The sequence below is a fragment of the Pseudomonas sp. Pdm06 genome (genome assembly GCF_014851795.1).
GTDB lineage: Bacteria > Pseudomonadota > Gammaproteobacteria > Pseudomonadales > Pseudomonadaceae > Aquipseudomonas > Aquipseudomonas fluorescens_AA.
On record NZ_JACVAH010000030.1, the window covers coordinates 1 to 16,636 of the forward strand.

Consider the following 16,636-nt stretch of genomic DNA (forward strand, 5'->3'; position numbering starts at 1 on the left):
TCGCGAGCAAGCTCAGCTCCCACAGAGGATCGATGGTGGACGCCTGATCTGTGAACGCTCAAAAAACTGTGGGAGCCGAGCTTGCTCGCGATGGCGTCGGTAAATCCAGCATCTCTGCAAACTGATAAACCGCTATCGCGAGCAAGCTCAGCTCCCACAGAGGATCGATGGTGGACGCCTGATCTTTGAACGCTCAAAAAAAACTGTGGGAGCCGAGCTTGCTCGCGATGGCGTCGGTAAATCCAGCCTCTCTGCAAACTGATATACGGCTATCGCGAGCAAGCTCAGCTCCCACAGAGGATCGATGGTGGACGCCTGATCTTTGAACGCTCAAAAAAAACTGTGGGAGCCGAGCTTGCTCGCGATGGCGTCGGTAAATCCAGCATCTCTGCAAACTGATAAACCGCTATCGCGAGCAAGCTCGCTCCCACAGGGGGCGTCAGCATTTGTGACAAATAAAAAACTCACGCGTGAGCTATTGTGGGCTTTTGAAACTACCTGTAGTGTTTCTCACGCGTGAGTTTTTCACAGTGGGGTCAGTACCATGCCAACCAGCGCTCCATCAGATCCGCCTGACGGGTCTGTGACCGATTCAGCGAGCCGCACGGGAGAGCGCGCCAAACCCTCCGCGAAAAAACCGTCGAGCTTCTACATGAAGCAGATGCGTGCGGGCCTGAGTGCCGCCGGGTATGTGAAACACGAGACTTGGGTGCTTCCCGAAAACCGAAGCCTGCTCAAGCAAATGGAGAAACAGCTACGCCAACCGATTCTGGCTGGCTCATTCATGTCGGAGGATTACATGAGCGCAGGTAATAACTGGAACATCGATCGCCTCTACAGCGCCCTTCAGGCCCTGGACGAAGTGGTCGCGAACGACATCACTCTCTCCCTCGTCCAAGGCTCCGAGTCCAGCATCAAGCTGGAAATGAATGACTTCGGTGGCTTGCCGATCTACATCGCAGTCGTGGGCGACCAGATCATCGTCGATACCGTCCTGGTGGATGTCGAGTCGATCAGCGACGTGGCGGCCTTCAACGACGCCGTGTTGCGCAGCCGGGAAATGTTCCCGCTGTCGTCCATCGGCATCGAGACCATGCCCAACGGACAGGTCGTCTACAACATGTTCGGCGCGCTGAGCTCCGACTCCAGCCTGACCAACGTCGTCACCGAGGTCAAAACCCTCGTCGACAACGTCCAGCGCGCCAGCGAAGCGTTCGAACGCTTCTTCATCTAATTCGCCGAACAGGAACCATCCAATGACTCAGTCCATCTGGAGCAAATTGTTCACCGCCCTGCGTGGCGGTGCCAACGAAGTCGGCGAATCGATCGTCGACCAACAGGCCTTGCGCATCCTCGACCAGGAAATCCGCGATGCCGACAGCGCGCTGGCCAATGCCAAGCGTGAGCTGGTCACCATCATGGCCAAACACAAGCTGGCGACCGATCGCGTCGGCGAATACAACGCCAAGATCAAGGACCTGGAAGCCAAGGCCCTGGCCGCGATCCAGGCCAACCGCGAAGACCTGGCGCTGGAAGTGGCCGAAGCCATTTCGACCCTGACCAACGAACTGGACGCCGAGCAAAAGCACGCGACCGAATTCGGCGGCTACGCGGACAACATGCGCAAGGACATCACCAAGGCCGAAAGCCGCATCAAGAGCCTGCGTCAGCAAGTGGACATGGCCAAGGCCCGCGAAAGCGTGCAGAAGGCCCAGGTCAGTGCCTCCATCGCCAGCGGTGGCGCCAATGGCAAGCTGGAAACCGCCGTCGGTACGCTCAACCGCCTGCAGGCCAAGCAACAGCAACGTGCCGCTGAACTGCAGGCCCAGGACGAACTGGCCGAGGCTTCGACCGGCTCCGACCTGGAACGCAAGCTGCGCGATGCCGGCATCACGCCGAACGAAGGCAGTGCCAATGCGATCCTGGAACGCCTGAAGAAAAAATCGGCTGAGTGATCTGTTCGGGCTGAACAATCAAGGCAGGCCGAGCACAAAACCTGTGGCCTTGCTCCCGCTCGACTTTGTAGGAGCTGGCGAAGCCTGCGATCTTTTGATCTTTCGCTTGGGATTCAAGTGTTTGGGGAAAGATCGCAGCCTCGTTGCACTCGACAGCTCCTACACAGCTCCTACACAGCCTCTAGGGCTCAGCGGGAGCAAGCGCCCTCGCCACAATAGTGTCCGGCGCTCCTGGATTTAATTGTGACGCAGGTACTTTTATCCAAGCGCCGCAACAGGTTTAATGCTGTCCGGCCACTACGTTCGAGCGCTCACACGCCAGAGCGATGATCCCGCCAGGAACGAAGCCCCACGGAGTCAGGGACGAAATGTCGATTTTCCTTTTGTTGCGCTCGTACGCATCGTCCTTCTTCCATCGGTTCGGCTGGGCGGGCCTGGCCATTGCGTTGGGCGTGCACTTGTCCACGGCCTGGATCGGCCTGGTGCTGCTGGGCGAGCAACACCTCATCGCCGCCGCCACGTTTATCTACTTCTATCTCACCACTACGCTCACCGTCGGCTATGGCGATCTGTTGCCACAAACATCCGCCGGGCGAATTTTCGTGGCGACCTGGATCATGCTCGGGGGCATTGCCCTGTTGACGACGGTCATCGGCAAAACCACCAGCAGCGTCATCGATGTTTGGAGAAAAGGCATGAAGGGCAAAGGCGATTTCACCGGCAAGGTCGGCCACACGGTCCTCATCGGCTGGGAGGGCGCCTCCAGCGAACGGGTCATTGACCTGCTGCTGCAGGACGAAACCTCCAATGACAACCTGATCGTCATCTGCGATTGCGATCTCGAAGAAAACCCCATGCCCGGCAAGGCGTCCTTCATCAAGGGCGACAGCCTGTCCTCCGTCGCACTGCTGCAGCGCGCTGGCGTGCCGGGTGCCGAACGCGTGCTGGTGCGCACCCATTCCGACGACTTGACCCTGGCCACCGTACTGGCGGTTAATCAACTGGGGCCTGCCGGGCATGTGGTCGCCCACTTCAATGACAGCGAAATCGCCGCCCTCGCCAGCGCCTATGCCCCAAGCCTGGAATGCACCTCCAGCATGGCCATCGAAATGCTGGTGCGGGCCTCCCAGGACCCGGGCTCGTCAGTGGTCATCAATGAGTTGCTCTGTGTGGGCGAGGGCGCCACCCAGTACCTGATGAAACTGCCCGAGGCGTTTGAAGCGACGTTCGGCGAGCTCTACACCCGGATGAAAGAGCAGCACAACGCTACGCTGATCGGCTACCGCGCCCAGGGCGCCCGTCACCCAGCGATCAACCCGCCCGGCACCACCCGCGTCGTGGGCGGAGAACTCTTCTACATCGCCTCCACGCGACTCAAGGAAATTTCCCATGGGGTGGTTTAAACAGTTGATGGGGCTCGAGGCCCCGAACGCAAACACCACAGCCAGCCAGGGCGCGCCCGTCACCGGGCCGTTGGGCCTGGCCTCCGGCAAGCAGGTCATGTTCGATGCCACGCTCAAGTTGTTGCTCGACGGCAACAGCACCGTGGTCATCCCGGGTTCCCAACAGATCTGGAGCCTGGGCATTGTCGACCTCGGGCAATCGAACTGGCTGTCGCGCTGCTACATGAACGACGAAGACTACTGGCTGCAAGTGCACACCAGCGGCGACATCGCCGGGCAGGTCGAGTCGGTGATCCTGTTCAACTACCTCAGCTACGTCACGATCAACAGCGAAGCGGAGTTGCGTCGCCTGGCCGGCCCTGAAAGCCTGATCGGCCTGCCGACCTACACCCACGACGGCGTCGAGTACAGCCGCGAATGGGGCACCGAGGCGGGGCAGACAGAATTGGTGACGTTGAGCGAGCGCGTGAGCAATCCGGATGAGTCCTACAGCGTCGAGCACCGTTCGATGCTGTACGCCCGCGACACCGGCCTGACGGATCGCCGGGAGTTCCTGTTGTTCTCCGTCGAAGAGGACGCCGAAGGCACCGTCAGCCTGAGCACTTCGCTGGGTATTTCGCTGTACACCACTGACCTGAACACTCTTTGAATAAGGAAGAAGTCCATGCTTGAAGCGCTCTCCATTTCCCTGAACAAGGCCGCCGTGTTCGGCTTCGCCCTGTACATCCTCGGCGCCGCCGTGCTGTTCGCGCTGTTCCAGTTCATCTACATCCATGTCACGCCCCACAAAGAGTTCGAACTGATCCGCTCGGGCAACGTGGCTGCGGCGATCGCCTTGAGCGGTGCCCTCATTGGTTTCGCCATCCCGGCCAGCAACGTGATTGCCTACTCGATCAGCATGCTGGACTTCGTCGTCTGGACGGTGATCGCCGCGGTCGTCCAGTTGCTGGCGTTCCTGGTGACCAGCCTGGTGCTCAAGGGCGCTTCCGCGCGCATCAAGCAGGGTGAAATCGCCGCCGGTATCTACATCGCCGCCGTGGCCATCAGCGTCGGCCTGTTGAACGCCGCGTGCATGACGCCGTCCACGAACTGATTGCGCCACGGAGAACGCGATGAAACGAAGCAAGTATGTCCAGCTTTCGCTGGCCGCGTCGGTCGCCATGGCGATATCCGGCTGCGGGCCGACGGAAAAAACCTACGAGTTGAAAAAGAAGTACAACTTCCAGTCCGTGCAGCAATGTGTCGATGAAAAGCTGCCGGTAGACATTTGCGCTGACGCCTACATGACTGCCATGACGGAGCATCGCCGCATTGCGCCGGTGTACGACAACCAGGCCGATTGCGATGCCGACTTTGTCCCCGATTGGTGCCAGCAGGACTCCGCCGGCAAGTTCATCCCCAAGCTGGGTGGTTTCGAGCTGAGTGCCGAGGGCGAGGTTACGCAATCCGAAGTGGACGCCGCCAAGGCCCAATTGCCGGCCTCGGAAGCGATGAATACCGGTGGAGGTTTCAGCAACCTGCTGACCGGATTGCTGATCGGCAACATGCTGAGCAGCAACCGCAACAGCTATTTCTCCGAGCCGGTCTACCGCTACCGCGATGATCGTGGCAGCTTCGGCTCCTCCACGCTCAGCCAGCGGGTATCGACAGGCTCGACGTTCACCAGGTCCAACCAGGCGCGATACGGCAGCTACACCGACTCCATCAAGTCCAGCAGCAAGCCGATGTCCGTTGCCTCATCCACCTCCCGTGGCGGCTTCGGCAGCAAGTCCAGCGCCCGCAGCGGTTGGGGCGGTTCGAGCAGCTCCGGCGGTTGAGGAACCAGTGCCATGAAGAAGATCCATTGCGCAGAGCGTCCTGACTGGAAGCAGACCGCCGAGCAGCTCGGCTTTCTGTTCCACACCATCGACGACGAACCCTATTGGGACGAAAGCGCGTACTACCAGTTCACCCTCAAGCAGATCGAGGACGACCTGGAAGACCCGACCACCGAGATCCATGACATGTGCATGGACATCGTGGCCCGCGTGGTCCAGAGCGAAGAATTGCTGGAGCGCCTGAGCATTCCCGCGCCGTTCTTCGACCTGGTGCGCACTTCATGGCTCGAAGGCCACCCGCACCTGTATGGGCGCATGGATTTCTCCTACAACGGCAGTGGCCCGGCCAAGCTGTTGGAACTCAACTACGACACGCCGACCAGCCTCTACGAAGCGGCGGCGTTCCAGTGGGGTTGGTTGGAGCAATGCATCGAGCGCGGCACGCTGCCGGCCCATGCCGACCAGTTCAACAGCATCGACACCAAGCTGCATCAGGCCTTCGCCCAGTTGCAGCTCACCCAGCCGTTTTATTTCGCCTCGATGAAAGACTCAATCGAAGACAAAGGCACCACGGACTACTTGCGCCTGATCGCGGAAAAAGTCGGCATCGAGTCGCGGCACATCGATATCGAGGACATCGGCCTCAACAGTGACGGGCGTTTCGTCGACCTGGAAGAGCGCTGGATTCCACACCTGTTCAAGCTGCATGCCTGGGAGTTCATCTTTCACGAGCCTTTTGGTGCGGCGATTGCCCAGTGTGATACGCAGTTTTTCGAGCCGGCCTGGAAGTCGATCATCTCGAACAAAGGCATCCTGCCGCTGCTGTGGGAATTCAACAAAGGCCACCCGAACCTGCTCGCGGCTCACCTGGATACCGACACCAGCAAAGCGGTGCCCAAGGGCTGGGTGCGCAAGCCGTTCTTTTCCCGGGAAGGCGCCAACATCGAGCTGCAGACCGTTGATGGCTTGATTGTAAAAGAAGACGGCCCCTACACCGACGCGCCGTTCATCCTCCAGGAATTCGCGCCGCTGCCGAAGTTTGACGACAGCTACACCCTGATCGGCTCCTGGGTCATTGGCGACCAGGCGGCCGGCATTGGCGTGCGGGAAGACAACAGCCTGATCACCAAGGATTCCAGCCGGTTCCTGCCGCACCTGATCCTCGACTGACCGCCACAAGTCCCCCAGGTGCTGTGTGCTTCCCTGTGGGAGCAAGGCTTGCCCGCGACGAAGGCGACGCGGTTTTTCTGACTGACCGAGGCGGCTGCTTCGCGAGCAAGCTTTGCTCCCACAGGGACGGGTGAGTACCTGCCCCCAGGCTGTGCTCCCACAGGTTCAGGTGTTCACCGAAGACTTTGCTCAGGTCCACCAGTACCGCACCAGGTGGAAGAAGATCGGCGCGGCGAAGCAGACCGAGTCCAGGCGGTCGAGCATGCCGCCGTGGCCTTCGATCATGTGGCCCCAGTCCTTGACGCCGCGGTCGCGTTTGATTGCCGACATGACGATGCCACCGGCAAAGCCCAGCAGGTTGATCAGCAAGGCGATGAGGAACGACTGCCACGGATTGAACGGCGTGATCCACCACAGCGCGCCACCGATCAGCGAGGCCAGGAAAATGCCGCCGACAAAGCCCTCGACGGTTTTTGAGGGCGACAGGTTTGGCGCGATCTTGTGTTTGCCAAACAGCTTGCCGCACACGTACTGCAACACATCCGACAGCTGCACCACGATGACCAGGTAGGCGATCAGCAACAGGTTGCGGCCTTCGAAACCGGCGATGTCCAGGGTCAGCAGGGCCGGGACGAAGGAGATGCAGAACACCGCGATCATCAAGCCCCACTGGACCTTGGAGGCGCGCTCGAGGAAGTGTGTGCTATCGCCGCCCAGGGACGCGAGGATCGGCAGCAGCAGGAACACATACACCGGGATGAAGATCGAAAACAGCCCGTACCAGTCGTAGTAGATCAACAGGTATTGCAGCGGCAGCGCCAGGTAGAACGCCGCCACCAGGGCCGGGTAGTCACTGCGCCGGGTCGGTGTCAGGGTGAGGAATTCACGCAGGGCGTAGAACGACACGGCGTAGAACAACAGGATGACCGCCGCGTTGCCGAGCCAGAACGCCACGCCGATCACCAGCACCATGATCCACCAGGCATTGATCCGGGCGTTGAGGTTATCGATCACCGAGTTCGGCGCGCCGCGGGTTTTCAGCCTGAGAATGAAACCGATCAACGAAGCCAGCACCAGGATGGCGCCGATCCCGCCAAACAACATCAGGGTATATCGATCCATGTCAGACGTGCTCCGGGGCCAGTGCCAGCAGCGCGGCGCGGCTGCGTTCAAGGAATTGCTCTTTGCTTTCGCCTTCTTCGATGCACAGCGGCGCGCCGAAACTGGTGGTGCACAACAGCGGCAGCGGCAGCACACGACCCTTGGGCATGACGCGGTTGAGGTTGGCGATCCACACCGGGATCACCTCGACCTCGGGGTGATTTTTCATCAAGTGATAGATCCCGCTCTTGAAGGGCAACAGGCCTTCCTCCGGATTGCGCGTGCCTTCCGGGAAGATGATCAGCGAGTCGCCGTTTTCCAGCGCATCGAGCATCGGCTGCAATGGGCTGTAGGAAGGATCCTTGCGCTCGCGGTCCACCAGCACGCCGTTGAACACCCGGTTGATGATGTAGCGACGCACCGGGCTGGTCTGCCAATAGTCGGCCCCCGCCACCGGGCGGGTGAGCTTGCGCAGCGCCGGCGGCAGCGAGGCCCAGAGCAATACGAAGTCACCGTGGCTGCTGTGGTTGGCGAAGTAGATCCGTTGCACCGGCGTCGGCGCGCAGCCGAGCCACAGGCTGCGAGCGCCCGTGACCATGCGGGCGGCGGAGGTGATGAGGTTGGCGACCACGGGTTCGAACATGAAGATTCCTTGTCCTGAGAAGTTCGGGTAGTGACGCAATCTTTAACAGCTGTGGTGAGGGAGCTTGCTCCCCCACCACAGAAGCCTATCTAGATACTTGAAGCCAACCAGGGACTGGCCAGGATGAAGCCCAGCACCAGGACGACTTGTACGGCCAATAAGCGTGACTGTCGACGCAGCAGCAACAACGCGCCGTGCCGGCGTTCGGTCCAGAGACGGCCGGCGCGTGCGGCCGGTTGCAGGCCCAGCGCGGTGAGGGCCTGATCCAAGGTATAGGTGCGTTCGGCCAGGGACTGGGTGCTGTCAGCCATGCGCTGGAACAGATCGGCGTCAAACGCCACGCGCAGCGCCCAGTATTTTTCCAGCACGCCGAGCACCAGTAGCGCCACACTCAACAGCAACAACCACGGATCGATGACGCCCACCAGCCACTGCCCCAACCCCAGCAGCGCCCCAAGCAGCGTCAGCCCGGTGGACAGCTGGTCCAGCGAATGACCCCGGCGCAACAGGCTCGCCACGGTGTGGAGCTCCATATCACTGATCATGGACATGCCCCTGTGCTGTGGATAATTGCTCCAGCGCCCGACGGTGCGCCGCATGCAAAACGATACGCGGTCGGGCGCGCTGGATTTGCACGATCGCCGCATCAACGTTCGCCGCCCGGCCGCTGTGCAGCAGCCAGGCCACCACCGCCGTGGCGCTGCGCGAATAACCCAAGGCGCAGCAGACCAGCACCGGCCCGTGCTGGCGCAGGCTTTCGATAGCTTCTGCCGCGTTCAGGCATTGTTCGGCGGTCGGCGCCGTCAGGTCGAGCACCGGCAATGAGCGATAGGCGACGCCCGTGCTGTCCATGGACAGTTCCGCGCAGAGGTCGAGCACGCCGGTAAACGCACTGTCCTTCAATTCCATCGGCGTGGGGATTCGCCCCAGCCAGACGTTATCCGCCACCTGGTCGGGCTGCGGATGCTTGCGCGTCCAGCCGCGAGAATTGATCCACGCCGCCGCCAGATAAGGCGCCAGCAACCAGCGCGCTGCCGGACTCAAGCGCCCATCGGCACGCTTCTGGAAACCGTCGGCGCCGAACACCAGGTAATTCAGCGCCACCATGAGCACTGCGACCGCCGGCCAGATCAGCCAGAGCCATGCGCCGCCCAAGGCAAACGCCGGAATGAACAGCACCGCCGCGCCCAGCCCATAACGCCAGGCCAAGCGTCGGCGAGCAGGATCCGCCGCCAGACGCGCACTCAGCAGCGGACTGGGTCGATCCAGCGGCCACAACCAGACACACAGCCAACCGGCCAACGCGCCCGTGGGCAGGTCAATGAAGTGATGTTGATACGTGGTCAGCACCGACACGCCGATTAACGCGAACCAACCGTGCATCAGCCAACGCCAGACCCCCTGCAAATGCCGCTGATAGCAGACCCAAAGGATGACCAGCAACGCAATGTGCAGCGACGGCGCCTGGTTGAACGGCTTGTCGAAACCCGCCAGCACCTCGAACAACCAACCGAACACACCATCCATCTCCGGCCGGGGGAAGGTGAAGCGCAACGGCCAGAGCAGGAAGCAACTGACCGCAATCACCTGGGCCGTGAGCAGGCGCAAGGCGTGGCGCTTGAGTTCGTCACGGCTGCTGGGCAATAGCAAGGACAGGCCGTACAACAGGTCGATCGACCAGTAAGGCACGATGGTCCAGGCCATGAACGGCATGTGGGTTTCCCAGGCGAACACCAGCGTGCCGACGTCGTCACGCTGGGAAGTGACCCAGGTGGCGAAGCCGTAGGTAGTGAAGAACAGCGGCGCCAACAACAGCAGCCACAGCACTGCCGGTTTCAGCAGTGCGGGTTCGCGGGCCGGAGCGATGACGGCGCTCATTACTGCACTCGCTGCGCCAGCGAAACGCTGAAAATGCCCCATTCATCGACCCGCAGGGTGATCTTGCGGAAGCCCGCCGCCTCAACCAATTGGTCCATTTCCGCCTGGGTACGTCGACGCATCACCCAGGCCTGGCCGGCGCGGTGGCTGGTGAGGGCACGGGCGATCAGTTCCAGCTGCGGGTGCCACGGCTGGCCGGTGTAGACCAGGAAACCGCCAGGCTCCACGGCTTCGGCCAGGCCCGCGAGGGAGCCGCCGACCAGTTGGTTGTCGGCGAACAGCTCGTACAGGCCCGACACCACGGCGAGGGTCGGCTTGGGTTCCAGCGCCGCCAGGTCCTGGCGGTCGAAGGCATCACCTTTGACGAATCGAGCGATATCGCCCAAGCCTTTTTCAACGATCAGCGCACTGCCATCGCGCACGTTGATGTCACTGTAGTCGCGCAGCAGGATCGACTCGGGCAACGGGCTGACGCCTTGCAGGGCTTCGAGAATGTAGCGGCCATGGCCGGCGGCGATGTCGACGATGCGCACCTCGCGGTCCTGGGCGCGCAACTCGGCCATCGCCAGGCGCAGCAGTTCCTCGACGTTCAGCTTGCGCTGGCGAATGCCGCGCCAGCCGATGGAGTTCAGGTAGTTCTGGTCGATCATCTTGCCCAGCGCCGAGGTGCCGGTGGGGCGGTTGCGGTAGACGTAATCCAGGGTACTGCCGGAGTCGAACCCGGTGTCGAAACCCAGCTTCACCCCGGCCGACAACTTGCTGCCAAAGCGCATGCTGACACGGGTCATGCGCCAGTAGAGGTCGCGTAGCGAGTTGTGGGGCAGCGGCGTGGCCAGGGTTTCGGCTTCGGCGCAGGTCGCGCCCAGGCGATCGGCGTCCAGCAGGGAAGGGCGGTCCAGCGGTCGGGCGAAGTTTTGCAGAATGAAGCGGCGCGCACTGGCAACGGCTGGCGCACGGTTCTTCTCGCCCAGGGTGTCGTGGAAGAAGCCCGGCAGGATGTGCTTTTCCTTGTGCAGGCTGCCCAGGCGCTCGAAGAATTGCTCCTGGGGTTTGCGGTGTACCACGAAGTCCGAGCCGGAGATCAACAACTGCGTCGGCACCTGGATCGCCTGGGCATCGGCCACTACGCGGTCGGCGGCTTCGTACAGGCCCAGCAGCACGTTCACCGAAATGGCCTTGGTGATCAACGGATCGCTGTCGTAGGACGCCACCCGCTCCGGGTCATGGCTGAGGAATTTCGCCTTGACGTAGCTGTTGACGAAGAAATTGCCGCGGAACTTGCGCATCAGCGCCAGGCCTGGACGGGCGAGCGGCACGTAGAGCTTGACCTTGAACGCCGGCGACGCCAGCACCAGCGAGCGAATGCGCGGCGCGTAGTCGTGGACCCAGGTGGACACGATCACCGCGCCGACGCTTTGTGCGACCACGGCGATGTTCGCTTCGTCGATTTGATGCGCCGTGCCGATGTGATCGCAGAACGTCTGCACGTCCCGCGCACTGGTGGCGAAGCTCGGGCTGTCGCCCCGTTCACCCGGCGACTGGCCATGGCCACGGGCGTCCCAGGCAAAGAAGTCGAACCCGGGCAGGTCCAGCTCATCCACCAGGTGCGCGATGCGCCCGGAGTGCTCATGGCCACGATGAAACAACAACACAGCCTGGCGGGGTTCACCCGCTGCCGCGTCGACAGCCGGCCAGTGTTGGTAGAACAGTTCCACGCCATCGTGGGTGGTGAATGTCCGGTGTTGGGCTTCGCGCATTGCAAGTTCCTTTATGCTGAGGGAGCGTTTTCCTTCACCTGGCCCAGGCCATGACGCACCCGATTGACCAAGGTATAAACCAGCAGGGCGGCAACCACCGCCATCACACCATTTATCCAGAGCGTCCCGAGCCAACCCAGGGCAATACCGGTCGCCAACACGCCAAACACGAAGGCCCGGTCACTCTTGCCCATCGGCCCGTCATACCGCCGCGAAGCCCCCACCATCGCCCCCAGCACACCGGCGTATTCGCTGAACAGCGCCAACAGCGTGACCAACAACACGAGCAGAAGACTGGTATCGGCAAACAAGGCAAAAGGCAGGATCAGGGCAACGTCGGCGATGATATCGCATAGCTCATTGAGGTAGGCGCCCAGATGGGATTGTTGGCCAAATTCCCGCGCCAGCATGCCATCCACCGCATTCAACGCCATGCGCAGGAACATCCAGACCGGAACCAGGACGAAAATCCACGGATGGCTGGCGAACCAGGCAATGACCGCCCCCACCAACACCGAGACGATACCCGCGAGCAGGGTGACCTGGTTGGCGGTGACCCCGTTGTTGTAGAGGCGTTGAACCATGGGGCGCAGCAGGTTTTGAAAGGCAGGCTTGAGTTGGTAGATGGAGGGCATCGGGGGAAGATCTCGGCCGGTTGCGGGGCTGGGCTTATACAGATGCGAGATTACGATAGGTTGAGGGGTTGCTGGCGGGTATTTCTCGAGAATGAGCGCGGGTAGGCATCTATTCGCGCATTTATTTGCGCAAGACACTCCGGAAAATTGAAAAAACACAGACCCGTGGCGAGGGAGCTTGCTCCCGCTGGGGTGCGGTAGGAGCTGCCGAAGGCTGCGATCTTTTGATCTGGTCTTTCGCTTGATACTCAATTGGTTTTGGAAAGATCGCAGCCTCGTTTCACTCGGCAGCTCCTACGGCGCAGCCGAGCGGGAGCAAGCTCCCTCGCCACAATGATTCATACAGCCTTAAATTAACCAGCGCCTGTGAGAACAGCAGCTCACGCATTCCCGCCCCCACCACAATCCCCCTGTGGGAGCGAGCTTGCTCGCGATGGCGGCACATCAAACAAATGACCTTCAACCTGCTGACCATCTGCATGCTCATGTCGTGGCATCTATAGTCATCGGCGGGGTTCGCACGCCAAGCGTTTGAATTTAGCGAATCGCCCTACATCCATCCCCTCTTTCCCTGACTTATTTCCCTCGCCATCGCAGGCAGAGTCTCGCGCCCACTCCTACGCCGCGAGCTGCCTGCATGCCTGACTACGACAAAATCCTTGCCCAGGGCAACGTCATTGGTTCGCTGGTGATGGCGGCCATGGACCCCGAGCAGCCGGATGTCGAAGCGGTTTTCCAGGACTTTCGAACCTGCCTGAACGACTACGACGCCTGGGCTGAAAGCTTTTGGGCCGGCTGGGCGCTGGATCTTGAGCAAGTGTTCAAGGTCGGCAACGAGGTGTCCCTGGCGGCGCCGAAGAACCTGGACAAACCCGTCAGTGCCGCCGTGGTGGCTTGCCCGGCGGAAGGGCCACTGACGCTGGTGCACATGTTCCAGGCGGCGCGTTTCGTGCCGATTGGCGACACACCGGTGATGCTGGAGCCGGTCATCGATGGCACGCCGGGGAAGGAAACTTTCGGCGAGCCGATCCATCGCGTGATCGGCCCCAGCGGCATCCTGGAAGTGCCTGAGTGTTGGCGAGGCCAGCGTTATCGCATCACCTTTTTCCCCCATGTCACGGCCGATCACGTCAAGGCGTTGTATGCGTCTTACCAAGGCGTGATCGACGAACTTGAGGGCTGGCTGAAAGCGGAGTGGGAGCAGTTTCAACCACTGTGGGCGGAATTTTCCGACGCCGGGTTTCTTCAACGCTACGACGTGTTGCAGCAGGCTGATTGGCGCGGTTTCAAAAACGCCCTGCATCAACTTTGGGACGACGTTAAGCAGGTTTTCGGGCTGCTGGCCGATCTGCAGGCCAACAGCGAAAAACTGTTGGAGTACCTGACTCAAGCCGAGCTTGAACAGCTACTGAAGGCATCCTCCGAGGCAATTGCCAAAGGGTTGATGGTGTTGAGCGACGAGCCGTTGCTCTTCGTTCACGTGGCCGCGTTCACCAGTTGGCTGCGGATGTTGCCGCCTCAGTACGCGGCCGAAGTCGTCGGAGAGCTGCGCGCCTCGGTACTGATCAATTTCCTGCTGATGCGTTTGACCGGGGGGCTGGGCCTGGGTCTGCGCATGAGCGGTAACGTATTGGGCCGGGTCCGCTCGGAGCGGGCCCGGGAATGGTTGCTGGCATCGAGCCTGAGACTGGGCCAACTCACCCCCGACCGGCTCAATCAACATGCCGATGTGCTCAAACCGTTGGTGGTCAGTCAACGCGCACCTTTAAAACCGACGCCTGTCGGACCCTTGCACATCACCCCGGAACACTCTGCGCCATTGTCTGTGAGCAATCCGGCCGCTGTGGCGCGGGAAAAATCCCAGCCGTCTACACGCCTGAGCGAACACGAACCCCACGACGACGTCCCGGCCCAATCGAAAAACCCCAACGGCGACAGCGCCGACACCGCGGCCCAGACCCAGACCAGCGGCTGCCCGGTGTCGATGGTCACCGGCGAAGAACTGCTGACCCTGGACGACGGCACCCTCGACGGGCGCTTGCCGTTCGTCTTCACCCGGCTGTACCGCACCAGCGCCGTCGCCCTGGATGTCGGCCTCGGGCGCGGCTGGAGCCATGCCCTGGCCCATCGCCTGGAGTTCGACGGCGAGCAGATCACCTGGGTCGACCAGGAAAACCGCTGCACGATCTTTCCGTTGCCCACCACCCAGCGTCCGGCGATCCACAACAGCCTGGCCCGGGCGGCGATCTACCTGGGGGCCGCGCCGGACGAACTGATCATCGCCCCGCCCGGGGAAAACGCCCCGTTCCTGCACTTTCGCGACGGCCACCTGATCGCCCTCAGTGACCGCTACGACAACCGCCTGACCGTCCAGCGCAACATCCACGGCGACATCAGCCGCCTGGACAACGGCGCCGGGCGCTCCCTGCGCCTGCGTTACGAACAGCGCCACCTGGTCGCCGTCGACTACCAGAGCTTCCATCCGGCCCTCACCCTCGACGAAGCCTGGCGGACCGAGCAGACGCTGGTGTCCTACCGCTACGACGGACGTTTCCGACTGATCGAAGCGACCAATGCCGCCGGTGAAAGCGAACGCTACGACTACGACGACCAGCACGTCATCCTCCAGCGGCAACTGGCCGGCGGGGCGAGTTTCTACTGGGAGTGGCAAGGCGTCGGGCCGGCGTCCCGCTGTGTACGGCATTGGGCCTCCTTCGCGCAGATGGACGGCCGCTACACCTGGGGCGAGGACGGCCGTGTCACGGTCCGGCACCTGGATGGCAGCCAGGAAGTGTATGTCCACGACGACCGGGCGCGGTTGGTGCGCAAGGTCGAGCCCGACGGCGGCGAGCACCTCAAGGCCTACGACGAACAGGGCCGCTTGATCGCCGAACAGGACCCGCTGGGGGCGGTCAGCGAATACCGCTACGACGACGTCGGACGGCTGGTGGCGCTGATTCCGCCGGACGAAGCGCCGACGTCCTACGAATACCGCAACGGTTTCCTGCACGCCCGGTCCCGTGGCAAGGCCGTGTGGACCTACCGCCGCAATGCCCGGGGCGATGTGATCGCGAGCATCGATCCCGATGGCCAGCGTACGGAATATGCCTACGACGCCCATGGGCAACTGCTGGCCCGGTATGACCCGGACGGTGGTGAGCATCGTTTCACCTGGAGTCGTCTGGGCCAACTGACCGAAGAGGTCCTGCCCGACGGCGGTCGGCGGTGTTTTGCCTACGACGCCCTGGGACGTTTACTCAGTCGCCGGGACGAACACGGCGCCCTCACGCACTACCAATGGGACGCCGTCGGCCGCCTGCTGCAAGTCACCCTGCCCACCGGTGCGACCCGGGCCTGGAGCTACAACGCCTACGGCAAGGTCATCGCCGAGCGCGACGAGCAGGGCCGAACCACCCGCTACGAATACGCCGACGACCTGCACCTGGTCAGCCGCCGCCTGAACCCCGACGGCAGCGAGCTGAAGTACCGCTACGACTCGGCGCGGCTGTTGCTGACCGAGATCGAAAACGAATCCGGCGAAAAATATCAGCTGGACTACACGCCCAACGGCTTGATCCGACAGCAAGTCGGCTTCGACGGCCAACGCACCGCCTACGCCTACGACCTCAACGGCCACCTGCAGGAAAAAACCGAGCACGGCGAAGACGGTTCGCAACGGGTCACCCGGTACCAGCGTGACGCGGCCGGGCGGCTGCGGATCAAGACCTTGCCCGACGGCCAGGCCATCGAATATCGCTACGACGAACTGGGCCGTCTGATCCACGTCGACGACGGCAGCGATCAGCCGCTGGCCTTCGAATACGATGCCCAGGATCGGCTGGTCACGGAGCATCAGGGCTGGGGCACCCTGCGCTATCGCTATGATGCCTGCGGGCGCCTCAACCACTTGCGCCTGCCGGACGACAGCCAGCTCGACTATCACCACGCCCCCGGTGGCGCGCTGACTGCCATCGACCTCAACGGCGCACGCCTGACCGAACACCGGGTTGACGGCGGCCGCGAACGGCAACGCCAGCAGGGGCTGCTGCGCAGTGATTACACGTACGACGAACAGGGCCGCCTCAAGGCCCAGACCGTGTGGCAGAACCCCCAGCAGCAACTGTTCTGGCGCGACTATGCCTACAGCCCGCGGGGCAACCTCCAGAGCCTTTCCGACCAGCGAAACCGCCGCCGCTACCAGTACGACCCGCTGGATCGCCTGACCCGCATCGACTTTTCCCACAGCGAACCGCCGGAACACTTCAGCCACGACCCGG

General features: G+C 62.1%; 14 protein-coding genes. 8 read left to right on the forward strand and 6 right to left on the reverse strand.

The genetic code is table 11. The features are described 5' to 3' along the window. The first annotated feature begins 652 nt into the window (after nucleotides 1–652). The 7 genes from IB266_RS30220 to IB266_RS30250 all read left to right on the forward strand — a co-directional run bounded on the left by IB266_RS30220 (nucleotide 653) and on the right by IB266_RS30250 (nucleotide 6,345). On the forward strand, nucleotides 653–1,234 hold the full coding sequence (locus IB266_RS30220; RefSeq protein WP_003205989.1) for a YjfI family protein: 582 nt from the start codon (nucleotides 653–655) through the stop codon (nucleotides 1,232–1,234). Between the two features lie 22 nt (nucleotides 1,235–1,256). Then, the gene (locus IB266_RS30225) at nucleotides 1,257–1,955 is read left to right on the forward strand and encodes a PspA/IM30 family protein (protein WP_003185899.1); all 699 of its coding nucleotides are present in this window, start codon (nucleotides 1,257–1,259) and stop codon (nucleotides 1,953–1,955) included. Nucleotides 1,956–2,323: 368 nt separating this feature from the next. Beyond that, nucleotides 2,324–3,358, forward strand: a complete 1,035-nt coding sequence (locus IB266_RS30230; protein ID WP_192264412.1) for an ion channel — start codon at nucleotides 2,324–2,326, stop codon at nucleotides 3,356–3,358. Beyond that, nucleotides 3,345–4,007, forward strand: a complete 663-nt coding sequence (locus tag IB266_RS30235; RefSeq protein WP_192264414.1) for a DUF2491 family protein — start codon at nucleotides 3,345–3,347, stop codon at nucleotides 4,005–4,007. The genes IB266_RS30230 and IB266_RS30235 overlap by 14 nt, the downstream gene beginning before the upstream one ends. A gap of 15 nt (nucleotides 4,008–4,022) precedes the next feature. Further along, nucleotides 4,023–4,451 carry a DUF350 domain-containing protein gene (locus tag IB266_RS30240; RefSeq protein ID WP_060740436.1) on the forward strand — a complete coding sequence of 143 codons (429 nt, stop codon included), beginning with the start codon at nucleotides 4,023–4,025 and terminating at the stop codon, nucleotides 4,449–4,451. A 19-nt stretch (nucleotides 4,452–4,470) separates the two neighbouring features. Continuing rightward, nucleotides 4,471–5,175 carry a DUF1190 domain-containing protein gene (locus IB266_RS30245; RefSeq protein WP_192264416.1) on the forward strand — a complete coding sequence of 235 codons (705 nt, stop codon included), beginning with the start codon at nucleotides 4,471–4,473 and terminating at the stop codon, nucleotides 5,173–5,175. 12 nt (nucleotides 5,176–5,187) lie between these two features. Beyond that, nucleotides 5,188–6,345, forward strand: a complete 1,158-nt coding sequence (locus IB266_RS30250; RefSeq protein WP_192264418.1) for a glutathionylspermidine synthase family protein — start codon at nucleotides 5,188–5,190, stop codon at nucleotides 6,343–6,345. A 189-nt stretch (nucleotides 6,346–6,534) separates the two neighbouring features. Here the strand turns inward: IB266_RS30250 and IB266_RS30255 are convergent, their stop codons facing one another. The 6 genes from IB266_RS30255 to IB266_RS30280 form a co-directional block, all read right to left on the reverse strand. Next, entirely contained in the window at nucleotides 6,535–7,467 is a 933-nt protein-coding gene (locus IB266_RS30255; RefSeq protein WP_060740439.1) for a phosphatidate cytidylyltransferase, read from the reverse strand. 1 nt (nucleotide 7,468) lies between these two features. Further along, nucleotides 7,469–8,089 carry a lysophospholipid acyltransferase family protein gene (locus IB266_RS30260; RefSeq protein WP_003205972.1) on the reverse strand — a complete coding sequence of 207 codons (621 nt, stop codon included), beginning with the start codon at nucleotides 8,087–8,089 and terminating at the stop codon, nucleotides 7,469–7,471. 89 nt (nucleotides 8,090–8,178) lie between these two features. After that, on the reverse strand, nucleotides 8,179–8,634 hold the full coding sequence (locus IB266_RS30265) for a hypothetical protein (protein ID WP_072410401.1): 456 nt from the start codon (nucleotides 8,632–8,634) through the stop codon (nucleotides 8,179–8,181). Continuing rightward, nucleotides 8,624–9,967 carry a phosphatase PAP2/dual specificity phosphatase family protein gene (locus IB266_RS30270; protein ID WP_192264420.1) on the reverse strand — a complete coding sequence of 448 codons (1,344 nt, stop codon included), beginning with the start codon at nucleotides 9,965–9,967 and terminating at the stop codon, nucleotides 8,624–8,626. The genes IB266_RS30265 and IB266_RS30270 overlap by 11 nt, the downstream gene beginning before the upstream one ends. Further along, nucleotides 9,967–11,724, reverse strand: a complete 1,758-nt coding sequence (locus tag IB266_RS30275; RefSeq protein WP_192264422.1) for a bifunctional alpha/beta hydrolase/class I SAM-dependent methyltransferase — start codon at nucleotides 11,722–11,724, stop codon at nucleotides 9,967–9,969. Before IB266_RS30275 ends, IB266_RS30270 begins: the two co-directional genes overlap by 1 nt. Before the next feature lie 11 nt (nucleotides 11,725–11,735). Further along, nucleotides 11,736–12,359, reverse strand: a complete 624-nt coding sequence (locus IB266_RS30280; RefSeq protein WP_072410388.1) for a CDP-alcohol phosphatidyltransferase family protein — start codon at nucleotides 12,357–12,359, stop codon at nucleotides 11,736–11,738. Between the two features lie 637 nt (nucleotides 12,360–12,996). Between IB266_RS30280 and IB266_RS30285 the strand changes: the two genes are divergently transcribed. Further along, a partial coding sequence (locus tag IB266_RS30285; RefSeq protein WP_192264425.1) for a DUF6531 domain-containing protein occupies nucleotides 12,997–16,636 on the forward strand: 3,640 nt, incomplete at its 3' end.